This is a genomic window from Pelobium manganitolerans, assembly GCF_003609575.1.
GTDB lineage: Bacteria > Bacteroidota > Bacteroidia > Sphingobacteriales > Sphingobacteriaceae > Pseudopedobacter > Pseudopedobacter manganitolerans.
Genome location: NZ_MBTA01000026.1, coordinates 243,260 through 257,537, shown reverse-complemented (window position 1 = coordinate 257,537; position 14,278 = coordinate 243,260). Strand labels below are relative to the sequence as shown.

Annotated in this window: 10 protein-coding genes; 2 read left to right on the top strand and 8 right to left on the bottom strand. The window is 40.9% G+C overall.

Annotated elements, in window-relative coordinates; translation table 11 throughout:
- Window positions 1-387: 387 nt before the first annotated feature.
- From BCY91_RS13080 to BCY91_RS13070, 3 genes are all read right to left on the bottom strand, one after another.
- Window positions 388-837, bottom strand: coding sequence for a cold-shock protein (locus BCY91_RS13080; RefSeq protein WP_120182492.1), 450 nt, complete (start codon window positions 835-837; stop codon window positions 388-390).
- 172 nt (window positions 838-1,009) lie between these two features.
- A complete protein-coding gene (locus BCY91_RS13075; protein WP_120182491.1) occupies window positions 1,010-1,723 on the bottom strand; it encodes a phosphatase PAP2 family protein in 714 nt (237 codons plus the stop codon).
- Between the two features lie 10 nt (window positions 1,724-1,733).
- Window positions 1,734-2,861, bottom strand: coding sequence for a DEAD/DEAH box helicase (locus BCY91_RS13070; RefSeq protein WP_120182490.1), 1,128 nt, complete (start codon window positions 2,859-2,861; stop codon window positions 1,734-1,736).
- A 147-nt stretch (window positions 2,862-3,008) separates the two neighbouring features.
- Here BCY91_RS13070 and BCY91_RS13065 point away from each other — a divergent pair, with 147 nt between their 5' ends.
- A complete protein-coding gene (locus BCY91_RS13065) occupies window positions 3,009-5,132 on the top strand; it encodes an FUSC family protein (RefSeq protein WP_120182489.1) in 2,124 nt (707 codons plus the stop codon).
- On the opposite strand, the gene BCY91_RS13060 is transcribed toward BCY91_RS13065, so the two are convergent.
- The 3 genes from BCY91_RS13060 to BCY91_RS13050 all read right to left on the bottom strand — a co-directional run bounded on the left by BCY91_RS13060 (window position 5,129) and on the right by BCY91_RS13050 (window position 9,885).
- Complete coding sequence (locus BCY91_RS13060) at window positions 5,129-6,913, bottom strand: ATP-binding protein (RefSeq protein ID WP_120182488.1); 1,785 nt, start codon at window positions 6,911-6,913, stop codon at window positions 5,129-5,131. The two genes, BCY91_RS13065 and BCY91_RS13060, sit on opposite strands and share 4 nt — an antisense overlap.
- Window positions 6,914-6,975: 62 nt before the next feature.
- Window positions 6,976-8,817 (bottom strand): DNA topoisomerase 3, encoded by a 1,842-nt coding sequence (locus BCY91_RS13055; protein ID WP_120182487.1) that lies wholly within the window; start codon window positions 8,815-8,817, stop codon window positions 6,976-6,978.
- A gap of 144 nt (window positions 8,818-8,961) precedes the next feature.
- A complete protein-coding gene (locus tag BCY91_RS13050) occupies window positions 8,962-9,885 on the bottom strand; it encodes an alpha/beta hydrolase (RefSeq protein ID WP_120182486.1) in 924 nt (307 codons plus the stop codon).
- Window positions 9,886-9,987: 102 nt separating this feature from the next.
- Between BCY91_RS13050 and BCY91_RS13045 the strand changes: the two genes are divergently transcribed.
- Window positions 9,988-12,444 (top strand): hybrid sensor histidine kinase/response regulator, encoded by a 2,457-nt coding sequence (locus BCY91_RS13045; protein WP_120182485.1) that lies wholly within the window; start codon window positions 9,988-9,990, stop codon window positions 12,442-12,444.
- On the opposite strand, the gene BCY91_RS13040 is transcribed toward BCY91_RS13045, so the two are convergent.
- Complete coding sequence (locus BCY91_RS13040) at window positions 12,432-13,757, bottom strand: sigma-54-dependent transcriptional regulator (protein WP_120182484.1); 1,326 nt, start codon at window positions 13,755-13,757, stop codon at window positions 12,432-12,434. The genes BCY91_RS13045 and BCY91_RS13040 overlap by 13 nt on opposite strands.
- 87 nt (window positions 13,758-13,844) lie before the next feature.
- On the bottom strand, window positions 13,845-14,165 hold the full coding sequence (locus BCY91_RS13035) for a hypothetical protein (RefSeq protein ID WP_120182483.1): 321 nt from the start codon (window positions 14,163-14,165) through the stop codon (window positions 13,845-13,847).
- Window positions 14,166-14,278: the final 113 nt, after the last annotated feature.

Sequence of the window (14,278 nt, the reverse complement as noted above, 5' to 3'; positions counted from 1 at the left end):
AGTTTTTTTAATAAATATTGAGACGGCTTTATAGCAACTATTTCGGTAACAAACTATAGGTTTGGCTGAAATAACATACTCAAAGCATTGGGCTTAATCTTAAATATCGGGCCTTTTTCCATGACTTTGCCGGCTGTAGTTCGCTTTATTAAATGGTCAAGTGCAGTATAAAGCGTTTCTGAATCCCGAGAAATTGAAAAACTGGCGTAAGCCGATGTTGTTGCAGATAGCCAATTGATATCGATTATAACTGGTCGGGTGCCGTTTAGCGAAAGCCAAGATGGATTTGTGTTTGTGAGTAAACACCCTGGCAAAAAGAATTTCTGCCTGCTTTTAGGATACGATAAAAACGGCATTACTTTTATCCCGTAATGCCGTTTTAAACAATTATACCCTCTTTACGTTTACCGCATTTAAACCTTTCAAGCCTTTTTCTAGCTCAAAAGTTACTTTGTCTCCTTCCCTAACCTCTTCGGTAAGCCCGTTTACATGCACAAAATATTTCTCTTGTGTACCGTCTTCGCGGATGAAACCGTAACCTTTAGATTCGTTAAAGAAATCAATCTTTCCTTTTTTAGGCAAGCTAAGGTCTTCTTCTGCTTGTTTAGGGATGGCAATTTCAATGCTGCTGGCATCTATTACACTTTTTTTACGTGTTGGATCTGGTGGTGTATCGGTAATATTGCCAAATTCATCTACGTAGGCCAGCATGTTTTCTAAACCGCCACCTGCAGAATTTTCTTTGCGCTCTTCGCGTTTTTGCTGTTTCTCTTGTCTCTTCTGTAAACGTTTTTTCTCTTTTTCTTTTTTGCTAAATGTCTCTTGTGATCTACCCATTAATGATTTATTAGTATGCTTTAAATCCACATCGTACCCTAAAACAAAACCGGCATTAACAGAAACGGCATCGCTTATCGAGCTTTTACCAAAATGTTGTTATGAAAACCGGGTGTAAACGTGCGGTCGGATTTATGCAAATTTAGCAAAATTTAGGATAAATTGGAATTAGCTACGGATGTTGCGTTTCTTCCAGCTTTAATTTACTGAGCGTGATAAGGTTTAGCACTAAAACACAAAACATCAGCCAAGCAAAACCCGCTAAGTATCCGGCCAAGATATCGGACGGAAAATGAACACCCAAATAAATCCGGCTAAAGCCAATCAATACCGTCATCACCAAACACAGCACAATTATCAACGTTTTTAACCAAGCTTTTTTGATTAAAATTGCGCTCAGGTAGATGATAAAGCCGTAAAAAGTAATGGCGCTCATGGCGTGCCCGCTAGGGAAACTGTAAAATTGTGCTTCTACCAAACGGCCAATTTCCGGTGGCCGTTCTCTGCCGATGATGTTTTTTAAAACAACATTTAAGCCCGAGGATAACAGCAAAACCAATGTAATTTCTATAGATAAACGCCAGTTTTTGCGGATAATAAAGAAAATAGTAAGTATAGGGATGATAAGCACATAGCCTATAAGATTGCCAACTAAGGTTACGCTTTTCATCCACTCGGTATGCAAGGGCGTGCGCCAAGATACCACATGCTCAATAATAAAATTATCAAAAAGCTCCAGCTTGTTGTCAGACAACTCTTCTGTAAGCTCATAAAAGCAAAAAACGCCAACAAGTAAGAAAGCCAAAGCAATAAAAATGGTGCTAAATTGAGGCACCATCTTATAATCGTTAATATAAGCTTTAAAAAGCGTTCTGTACTTTTTCAAATGCGTTTATTTATTGGCGCAAATCCACTTTTTCAAAAGAAATGTGCAAGCCTTCTTCTAACTCGTCAATTTTTCCAAGTTCAGATGGGGCAACAAAAGCCAATGAAAAACCTTTTTTTCCTGCTCTGGCAGTGCGTCCGCTCCGGTGTGTATAATACTCAAACTGATCTGGCAATTGGTAATGCAAAACGTATGCTAAATTATCAACGTCAATACCGCGTGCCGAAATATCTGTAGCCACCAGCACCTGCAACCGTTTAGATTTAAATAAACGCATCACCCGGTCGCGGTCGCGCTGCCCTAAATCTCCGTGTATGGCTTCTGCCTGTATATTTTTGCTATAAAGCTGTTTGGCTAAAGCCTGCGCGCCAGCTTTGGTGCGGCAAAACACGATGCCACGCTTATCGCCTTGGGCTTTTAAAAAGCGCACGGCAACATCAAATTTATCGTTAATATCAACAACGGCGTATTGGTGCGCAATACCTTTGGCTACAATTTTTTCGTTAGAAACCACCAAACGTTCGGCATCGTCATCCATAAACTCATCTATAATTTCTTTTAATGCATTAGGGATAGTTGCCGAGAAAAGCCACGTCCGGCTTTTCTTGCTGTTGGTATAAGCCAAAATTTTGTCAACATCGGCTTTAAAACCCATGCTCAGCATTTCATCAGCTTCATCTAAAACCACGGTTTTTACCTGTTCTAAATTAATGGCATTGCGTTCCAATAAATCAATCAACCTGCCCGGAGTTGAAACCACAATATGCGTGGGGCGACGTAAACGCGCAATTTGCACGTCTATTTTTTCGCCGCCATATACGGCTTCGGTAAAAATTTTCTTTTCGGCGTATTTGGTAAAGCGGAAAAGTTGCTTGTTAATCTGTTGCGTTAACTCGCGCGTTGGGCTAATTACCAAAGCTTGAATTTGTTTTACATCCGGATTTATTTTGTGCAGCATGGGCAATCCGTAAGCTGCGGTTTTTCCGGTACCGGTTTGCGCCTGACCGATAAAATCGCGCTCTTCTGTCATCAAAAACGGAATTGCTTTTTCCTGTATTTCGGTTGGCGCCGTGATATTGTTTTCTTCTAGCGCCTGTATAAACTGTGGACCAACGCCCAATTCTTTAAAACTTTTCATTAATAAAAGGGTTTTGCAATAAAAGATGCCGAAGTTATAAGCAATATTTCATCACAATAAAATCAAAATATTAGGGCGCAAAGTTATTAAATTAATATTGATGCTTTTGGGCTTAGGGTTTGTTTGAAATGGATTACATTTACCGATATGAAGAGTAACCCCATTGATGACTTTAGAAATTTCATGTACACCCAGTATTTTTCTGATGGCGTTAAAGTTACAATGGGCGTGCTTCTGCCCTCGTTCATTGCTTTTCAATTTAACCATTTGGAAATCGGCGTAACCCTATCTTTAGGTGCGCTTTGTGCCAGCATTGCCGATTCGCCGGGCCCTTGGCTACACCGTAAAAACGGAATGTTGGCAACCAATGTGCTGGTGTTTTTCACGGCTTTGCTTACGGTGTCTATCAATACCAACCCGTATTTTGTTGCCGTCGAGATATTTTTTCTCTGCTTTTTATACGCCATGTTTTACCTGTATGGCACACGCGCAGCCTCCGTAGGCACCGCCGCTTTGTTAATTATGGTGCTGGATATTATCCCGGGGAAATCGTCTTTTAAACCTTTTGAGCATTCGTTTTTGATTTTAGGTGGCGGTATTTGGTACTATTTGCTCAGCACGCTGTTTTCTACATTGCGCCCATATCGCTATGCGCAACAAACTTTGGGCGAGAGTATTAGCGAAGTGGGCAAATACATGCGTTTGCGGGCGCGTTTTTATGGCAACGAAGTTACTGTTGAAGAAAACTTTGAGGCCCTGGTAAAGCAACAGGTTAAGGTAAACGAACTGCAAGATAATGTGCGCGATGCGCTTTTTAAAACCCGCGAGTTGATGAACGAATCTACCAATGCCGGGCGTTTGATGGTGCAGATTTTTGTGGATACGGTAGATATTTTTGAGCAAACCATGGCAACGCACAACGATTATGAGGGTATCCGCGAACGGTTTGCCGATAAATACATATTACCTGCCTTTGCAAAAACCATAGAAAAAGTTGCCGACGAGATTGAATACATAGGTTTTTGCCTTACCTATCAGCAAAAACCGGTTGTAAAGCATGTTTCCATCGAAGATTTAGACGATTTAAAAAACCGTTTAGATGTTTTAGAACAGCAAGGCACATCAACACTTATCCTTAAAAAAATACTGATTAATCTGCGCAACATTTACCAAAAAACGGTTGATATTTTCACCTACTTTGGTAAAGAAACCGTGGAAACCAAAGGTGGCACCTCTCCTAGCGAGCTTTCGCGTTTTGTAAGCCATCAAAGCTTTGACTGGAAGATTTTCCGTAATAACCTTAACCTAAGCTCGGGTGTGTTTAGGTACTCTTTGCGCCTGGCGATTGTTTGTTTAATAGGTTTTACCGTTGGCCGGATGTTTTCTTTGGGGCACCACAGTTACTGGATTTTGGTGACCATTTTGGTGATTATGAAACCCGGTTTTAGCAGTACCAAGCAAAGAAATTACGAACGCGTGGTGGGCACGCTGATAGGTGGTATTTTGGGCACAATAATTTTGATGTTTGTGACAGATGAAACTGCGCGTTTTGTGATTTTGTTGCTGTTTATGCTGGTAACTTACAGTGTTATCCGCATCAAATACGTGGTGGGGGTTATTTTTATGACACCTTTTATCCTCGTTTTGTTCACGTTTTTAAACTCGGCAAGCAGCGTTACCATGATTGCCAGCGAAAGAATTGTAGATACCTTGATCGGTTCTTTTTTAGCCATCGCTTCCAGTTATATTTTATTTCCAGATTGGGAGTCGGCGCAATTACGTAGCTTTTTACCGCAGATGGTAAAGGCAAACCTCAACTATTTTGAACACATTATTTTGAGGCAATCTTTGATGCCTGTTAATGTAACCGAGTACCGGTTAGCCCGGAAAAACGTTTATGTAAACACTGCTAACCTCTCCGGTGCTTTTCAACGGATGCTTCAAGAGCCAAAAAGTAAACAACGCCGTATTAAGGAGATACACAAATTTGTGGTACTTAACCACATCCTGTCATCTTACTTGGCAAACCTTTCTGCAAGTTTCGCCGAAACGGAGGCCACCATCAACTCGGACCAGCTAAAATTGATACGAAAAATCAGGTTTTATTTAGAGGAAGCAGTTGGGAAAATTGATGCTAAAATAGAGGCCGGCACAAACACAAAACTGCATATCCATTTATCAGACAAAAAGAACGATCCGCAGATTACCGAGCAACTGGAGCTGATCACCAAGCTTTCGGCAGAGATTTCTAAGATGAGCGAAAAAATCTAAGCTTCTTCTTCAAAATTTAAAGGGCGTAAGTTTCGCAGCTTACGGTATATATCTTCGGCATTAAAAGGTTTATAAATGTAATCACACATTCCCGCCTCGCTCACTTCGGCCAAAATTTGTGGCGAAATAGAGGCCGTAAACGCCACGATTGCGGTTTCGCTATTCAAAGCATTTGCATCAGCCTTAATCGCTTTGGCAGCCGTATAACCGTCTACGCGCGGCATATGCAAATCCATTAATATAATGTCGAATTTTTGAAAAGATGCTGTTTCTATAGCTTCCTGCCCGTCTTCGGCAAAAACCGGGTCGTTATTCCATTTCGCAAATATCTTTTTAACCAGTACACGGTTCATCATATTGTCTTCTGCAACCATAATTTTAAGATCGCTCAAATCTTTCAACGTCGCTACTTCTACAACAGTTTCTGCATCCGCAGCTCTGTTTCTGTAGCTAAAGTTGATGTCAAAATAGAAAACAGAACCACGGCCTAATTTACTGGTCAGATTTATTTTACTGTCGAATAACGAAAGTAAACGTTGAACTATTGACAACCCTAATCCGGTGCCTCCAAATGTGCGGGTAATACTGGTAGAAGCCTGATTAAATGGTTCAAAAATGGCTTCCCTTTGGCTATCATCAATGCCAATGCCGGTATCTTCCACAGAAAAACGAAGATACAGCCGATCATCTGTTTTGCTTAAAACAGACAAACTCACTTTCACCTCGCCCTGCGGGGTAAATTTTATGGCGTTCCCGATAAGGTTGTACATAATTTGAGTGATACGGGTGGGATCCGTTAACACTTCGTAACCTTGGATGTCCTCATCAATAGTCAAATGGAAATTTAGCCCTTTTTCTTTGCATTGGTGCGCCAAACCCGAGCTTACTTCACGTAAAAGCTGATGCAAGTGGGTATAAATAAATTCTAGGTTAAGCTTTGAGGAATCGAGTTTATTATAATCCAGAATATCGTTAATGATGGTAAGCAAACAGTTGGCAGAAAACTTAAGATCTTTCAGGTTGTCTGTTTGATGCGGTGCATAAGCCTCTGAAAGCAACAAATCTGTGGTGCCGATAACCGTGTTTAAAGGGGTGCGCAGTTCGTGCGACATGGTAGATAGAAATTCGGATTTCATCTTTACTGCTTTATTTGCAGACTCTACTGCCCTCTGCAACTCCATATTCAACTTTTCTTTGTCATCCAAAGTTTCGCAAAATGCCTGATAAAAAAGATATGGGATAAAAATGATGGTGATAAAGTTAAGCACCAAAACCATCTCGTAGCCCGGAGAAGACAAAGTACTTAAACCCGAAAAAATACTGAATTTGTACCCTACCAGCAACGAAACCATCACAGGCAAAATGCCTAGAGCAGAATATATTATGCCGAATTTGGCGTTTAGCAAATAAAAACTGCAAAGAATAAGCGTAAATATAAACTGTATGGTTACAATATTTACCGATTTGGCCGTCATGAACAAATTGGTATAAATCAACAATAAGCTCCCTGCAATAAACGCGTGTGCAACACTTGCCAAGCTGAGTCTTTTGTTGAGCAGGCCTTGGATAACCAAAACATACACCACCAAAAAAGCTAATGCACGAACAGCCTGAAAATGCTGCCCGTTGTAAACTGCGCTGCCAAATGCCAATAAGCCTTTTAAAGAAAACAGGATAAAGACAGTAAAAATAATTTTGTATTTGGCTCTTAAAAGATGGTTAGTTTCATCATTTAAAGTCTTTTTTAAAGACCAGTTAAAAAACGGTAATTTTGAAGGCATAAGGCTCCAATATAGGTATTAAAAGCGTTTTCATTTTAAAAAATTACACTAATTTTAAATATTTATGCCTTCGCTTTGACGGTAATTGGCGCTAATGCGGTGCCCGCTTTTAAAAGCTCTTGCGTAATGCTTTTAGTGTATTCGGCAATCTCGGCTTTAAAATCTGCAACAGATGCCCCAGCTTTTATTTCCTCTAAACGCTTTTCCCATGCACCCGTAAGTTCTGCTTGCGCAATTTTTTTAGTTTTAACCACGTCGTACACCGCTAAACCCATGTCTGTGGGTATCAAAGATTTTTTTTCGCGTTTAATGTAATCGCGTTTAATCAAGGTTTCTATAATAGAGGCACGTGTTGCCGGTGTTCCTAAACCGCTATCTTTCATCGCATACCTAAGTTCTTCGTCTTCAATATCTTTACCACATGTTTCTAAAGCTTTAAGTAAAGTTGCTTCGGTATATAAAGGTTTAGGTTTGGTTTGTCTTTCTAAAATGGCTTTGTTGCTAATAACCAAAGTTTCGTCTTTTAAAACCGCGGGCAAGGTAGCGTTGTCTTCGTCTTTTTTATCCTCGTCTTTATCGTTAAAAACTGCACGCCAACCGGCTTGTTTAATTACCGTACCGTTGGCTGTAAACAAGGCGCCGGATACCAAAGTGATTTTTGTTGTTTCTTTTAAACATTCTTCATGGAAAGCTTCCAGCATACGCCCTACCACCATATCGTAAACAGCCTGCCTATCCGATGAAAGATGCCCCGCCGGCTCTCCGGTGGGTAAAATGGCATGATGGTCGGTTACTTTTTTAGCATTTACGCTACGTTTGTTTAGCTTTTGCGATGATAAAACCTGGGCTTGCTTGCCAAATAGCGGATGATCTTTGAACTTCGCAATCAAATCCGGAACGCTAGCAAAAATATCATCACCGATGTAACGGCTGCCGGTACGCGGATAGGTTACCAATTTGCCTTCGTACAATTGTTGTAAAATGCCCAGAGTTTGGTCCGCAGTGTAACCTTTCTTTTTGTTAGCCTCTTGTTGCAGCGAGCTCAAATCGTGCAACAGCGGTGGCGGTTCTTTTTTAGCCTTTGCTTCCACTTTCTCCACCCTTGCGCCCTTTTCGTAGCCACGGGCTAAATCCAGCACTGCTTCTAAAACCTCCTCGGCTTCTTCTTTGGTTTTGTAATTTTTTGCAGATATCGCCCTAAATAAGCTTTCGTCTTTTTTCAGTTGTATAGCTACCTGAAAGTAGGTCTCGGGCACAAAATTCTTCACCTCATTAAAACGAGAACATATCATGGCTAAAGTAGGCGTTTGTACCCTGCCCAAAGACAAAACCGCGCGGTTACCAGCGGAAATACTAAGGGCTTGGGTGGCATTCATTCCTACCAACCAATCCGACTCTGAACGGCAATGGGCCGAGTAAAACAGGGTATCATAATCGGTTCCGGGTTTTAGGTTGCGAAACCCATCTTTTATTGCTTGGTCCGTTTGTGAGGAAATCCACAGTCTGCGGAAAGGCTTTTTGCATTTTAGATAATAGTAAATGTACCTAAAAATCAGCTCTCCTTCGCGCCCGGCGTCCGTAGCCACAATAATTTCTGTACATTCCTCAAACAGTGCTTTGATTACATCCAGCTGTTTGCGTACCGCGGGGTCTTCTACCACGCCGTCTTTGGTTTTTATTTTGCGTACGGCAAGCTTAAATTTAGCTGGTAACATCGGCAAATTTTGCGCGCGCCAACCGTAAAAGCCATAATCTTGCGGAGGCGCAAGTTGTAGCAAATGACCAAAAGCCCAGGTGAAAGTGAAGCCTTTTCCTTCAATGTAGCCAGCCTTTTTTGTGTTTGCTCCAAATACTTTTGCTAGCTCTCTGGCTACCGATGGTTTTTCTGCAATAATAACCTTCATCTATCCCAATTATGCTAATAACCCACCAAAATAAGCGTTTTTTAGTATTTAAACGTCGTTTTAGTTTTCAAAACAACTATCGCTTATTTTAAGTGTTTGAGTTTTAGATAAAAGAATGAATGAGAAAATTCGTTATTAATTTTTTCAAAAACTTTCCAACCAAGCTTTCAATTCTGCCTCTACCAAACCTGCAAACGCAAATTTGTCATCTTTGGTGTTAATGTGCCAGCCGTGCCCGCCAAATGGGTAGCTGTGTAAAACGGCTGGAACTTTATTTTTATTTAATGCGGCGTAATACAATATGCTGTTCATAGCCAAACGGTCGTCATCACTAACTGCGATAAAAGCCCGCGGCGTACGGGCAGTCACCTGCAACTCGTTAGAATAGTAGTTTTTTAAACGGTTATATTTTTCTTTGGCCTGTAAATATGCTTGGCGCGATGCTTTTGTTGACGGTAATTTTGGCTCTGGCATTTTGCCGATAAAGTTATCGCGCGAACCCTTATGCGTATAAGGATCCTGAAGGGTGATTACCGGATAAATTAGAATTTGAAAAGGGATATTTAATTTTTCTTGATAATGCGTTGCCAAGGTAGAAGCCAAATGCCCCCCGGCAGAAACGCCTTGTATCCCAATTTTATCAGGGTTAATCCCCCACTCTTTTGCGTGTAATTTAGTTTGTTTGTAAGCTTCTATGGCATCAGAAATAGTAACGGCGCTTTTGCCTTTTGGCATACGGTAATGCAAAACAATAAAAGCAATCCCTAACTTATTATAAAAAGGCGCCCAAGTTTCGCCATAACGCTCGGGGTTGGTTTGCGCATAGCCACCGCCAGGGAAACACACAATGGCTTTCCCATTTGCGATGGGCTTTTGGGGTAAAAACACCCGCATGGTGGGTTTATAATTTACCTCATCGGGACCGTAGCCCCCAAAATCACTTCCGTTTGTGTTGGGTAGTCCTTGCTCCCAAAGTTTAACTTCAAAATATGCTTCTTGAGCCTTGCTAAATAAGCAGATACAAGAAAATATCGCTACGCAAAGGGCGTTTTTAAGGGTAAATTGCATAAATGCGAAGCTATGAAAATAAAGAAATTAGTTAAATAGCGTTTTTTATAAAACCGGCATAATTGGTACGATAATTTCATATCAGCTGGCTGCAAAGATTAAATGAACTTGGACTTTAAACAGGATTTTTTATCGGCCACCAAAGGCAAAATAATTTTCGGCTTTTTAATGGCAATTTTTGCACTATTGGCTGCATGGGGCGTTAGCAAGCTGGTTTTTACCGAGATGATAAAAACCGTTGATGCGGTATCGGCACCGGACCGGAAGCTGACGCTGGTGAACCAAATCTTCAATAACGTTTCGCGCTTAGATCAAAAACAGCAATACTTGGCTATTAACCAGCACGATGACGAACGTTTTGTGGCCGAAACCCGTCAAGTCAGAAAAAGTTTGGACACTTTAAGTGCTTTGTATGCGGCAGACAGTATGCAAACCGAGCGGATCAAATCTGTTAAGAAGCTTTTGCTCGAGCGCGACCGCCAGTTTATATTGTACCTCACCGTGCGTGATAGCCTTTTAAGCACCAAATCTTTCTCCAAAGAAATTGAAAAGCTAAACAAAATTTTTCAGCAGAGGGCTTTCCAAACAGACAGCGCTGTTTACACTACCGAAAGCACAACGGCAGTTACCACCATCCAAGAGGATAAAAACAAGGGCTTCTTCAATAAAATCTTCGGAAAAAAGAAACCTGAAGAATACAAAGTTGTAAGCGAAGAGCTTAAAATAAAACGCGATACTTTAGATCAGTTTGCAGAAGACAGCCTTTTGCACAGCATGGAAAATTCTTTGGATTTAATTAAAAACCGCCAGCGTTTAAAAAGCCAAAAATTTGTAGATAAGGAACGTAATCTGTTAAGCACATCTAACAAATTAACCCAGCAAATGCTGAATATTTTGAATGAGGTGCGTAACGAAGCTTTGGCCCAGATAGAACGCAAAGGCGTTACGGCGCGTAAGGTAGTGGGTGATGGCATCCGGCAAATCAGTATCATTTTAATTGCGTTTTTAGCGCTTACACTGATGTTGGGCTACCTTATTTTAACAGACATTGCCAAAAGCAACCGCTACCGTAAAGCGTTGGAAGAGGCAAAAGATTTAGCAGATTACAATGCCCGCGCCAAACAACGCTTTCTCTCCAATATGAGTCATGAAATCCGCACGCCTCTGCAGTCCATCATCGGTTATTCCGAACAGCTCGCCCTTCATCAGGCAGATGCATCAAAATCTTTAGAAGCAATTAATTTGTCTGCAAAACATCTGTTGTACATCATCAATGAAATTCTGGATTACAGCCGTATCATCTCTGGCAAGTTCATTTTTAAAACAGAGGTTTTTGAGCTAAAAAGTGTTTTTGATGAGGTTTTGCAAATTACAAAACCTTTAGCAGATGCCAAAAACCTACAATTAACCCACAACATACAAATTTCTGAAAATCTGTTTGTTAAGGCAGACGCTTTCCGCCTAAAACAGATTTTATTTAACCTTATAGGCAATGCCATTAAGTTTACCGATGCAGGCACGGTGAGCCTAAACCTAGCCTACACCAAAGAGAAAACAAATTACGCCTTAAAAATAAGCGTAAGCGATACCGGCCAAGGCATGGACGCACAACAAATGGCCTCCATTTTTGAGGAATTTGACAATGGAAAAAATGGAAACCGGACAGATTTGGAAAGCACAGGTTTGGGTTTAAGTATTGTGAAGCAACTGATTGATTTACAAAACGGAAAGATTGAAGTAAGCAGCAAAAAAGGCGTTGGCAGCAACTTTGCCGTAAACCTTGTGTTGCCCATTGCGGAGGCGCCAAAAATAGCAGCTCCATCTGATTTACGTGACAATTGTTGTTACACCGAAAAAATGGTATGGCTAGTGGATGACGACCAGCTTATTTTAGATCTTTACAGCGCCATCCTCTCGCAACATGGACTTAGTTATCAAATATTTTCGAATCCAAAAGCGGTTTTAGAGGCCAAAATTGCAACAAACTTGGGTTTTGTTTTAATGGATATGCGGATGCCCGAGATAGACGGCACGGCATTGATTAAACTGTTGAAACCAAAGGTATCGCCCAGGACAAAATTTTACGCTGTAACCGCGCAGGTACTGTCTGCCGAGCAGAAAATTATTTTAGATGCCGGCTTTGACGGCATAATCCATAAGCCTTTTAACCAAAATACCCTCTTATCTCTGTTTATTGACGACAGCGCAGAATTTAAAAACATAAATACACAAAACCTTAAAAAAATGACCTTTGGAGATGAAACCCAGTTAGCAAAAATATTGAAACGTTTTGCCGACGAATGCCGAGCAGACATTTTATTGCTCAAAAGCGAATTGATACAGCAAGAGTGCAAACTTTGCCAACTCATTGTGCACCGTTTAGCTGGGCGTACGGGGCAAATTGGCTATAAACAGTTGGCTTTTGCATTTAGAAAAGTGGAAAGCCAGTTACAAACAAACCAGCATTTCTCGGAAGATTTAACACAGGAAATTAACTACCTGTTATGCAAGCTCGACCGTTTTATAGATTATATCGCCGAGCGGAATTACTCGATTTGATAGCGTTCCATTTTGGCATAAAGCGTTTTGCGATCGATGTTTAACAGCCGTGCCGCTTTAGATTTGTTATATTTCGTTTTCTTTAGAGCGTCTTCAATCAGCAGGCGTTCATTTTGCTCGTTGCTGACTTTTAAATCACTGCCGTAATTTTGTGGCGCGGGCTGTTGTATAGCTAAAACCATTTCATCTGGCAGGGCATCCAATTGGGCGGTTTCCGTAAAGCTCAATAAAACCATTCTTTTAATTACATTAGAAAGCTCGCGTAGGTTGCCCGGCCAATCGTAGTTAAAAAGAACTTCTTTTACTTCTTTTGAAAGCTGTTTTACATTTCTGTTGAGCTCTGTATTAGCATCGGCAATAAAATAATCAATAAAAAGCTTCAAATCGTTTCCACGTTCGCGCAAGGGTGGCAACTGTATTTTAAACTGGTTTAGCCTGTGGTATAAATCTTCGCGGAAATCACCATTGGAAATGCTGTTTTGCAAATCATCATTGGTGGCGGCAATAATGCGCACATCTACGTTTACCGTTTTTGTAGCACCTAAAGGTTGTATTACGCGCTCTTGCAAGGCACGTAAAAGCTTCACCTGCACCTCGTAACTTAAATTTCCTACTTCATCCAAAAATAAAGTGCCGCCTTTTGCAACCTCAAATTGCCCTTTTTTATCGCTTAAAGCGCCTGTGAAAGAACCTCTTACATGCCCAAATAATTCGCTAATGGATAACTCTTTAGATAGCGAACCACAATCTATTGCTACAAAGGGCTTGCTACTACGGGCGCTTTTAGCGTGCAATAGTCTGGCGATATGCTCTTTCCCAGTACCGCTTTCGCCCTGAATAAGTACAGCCATTTCTGTGGGTGCCACCAAATCTACATGCTGATAAATTTTTTCCGACTGTTCGCTTTCGCCTTTAATGTAGTTGGCAGATGCGACTTCTGTTTTCGGGGTTTTAGATTTGGCTATCGCCCCTTCAATGGCAACCAGTAATTCATCCGGATTTACCGGCTTTAAAATATAATCAGATGCACCCAACTGTATGGATTTAACCGCCGTACGTACATCGTTAAAACTGGTCATCATCAAAACCGGTACAGCTATTTGCTTGTCGCGTAGGTATCTGAGCACTTCTAACCCGGTGCCATCCGGCAAACGATAATCAACTAAAAGGAGCTGGAATTGTTCTTCTGACAGCGTTTTTAAAGCTGTGGCTATTTTTGCGCAAAGCTTTACTTGATGCCCGTTTCTGGACAAAAAGCCCTCTAACAATTCCGAGAAAGACGTATCATCCTCTATAATCAAAGTCTTCAGCATCGTCCAAAAATAACAAAAGCCGAACAAAATTGTCCGGCTTTAGCACACTAATAAAGAAATTTAAGGTTAATCCTTTACAGGTTTTAATTAAGAAGCTGGTGTTCCGTCAGCTTTGATTTTAACAGACCCTTTTTCATCGTCTTTGGTCACGTTAATTTGGTAAAACTCGTTACCGTTTTCTTTCACTAAAAAGGCTTCTGTAGGGGTCCAAGCTTTGTAAGCTTCTGATGCTAAGGTGGTTTTAACAGCCTCTGGCAAATCTTCCATTTTTACAGGCGTAGTTGTAGAGCTATCTTGGGCAGCAGTTGCTTGGGTTTGCTGTTGTGGTGTTGTTTCGCTGTCGTTATTTTGTGCAAATGCTACGGTTGTTAGTGCCACAATTGCAGCCGATAAAATGAACTTTTTCATAATGATGTTATTTTAAAAATTTAATTAATCTGATATGCTTCGGTATATCGAATAAAAGTGCCACCTGTGCCATAAAATCTCACTTTACTGTTACACAAGGTCTTATGAAAACA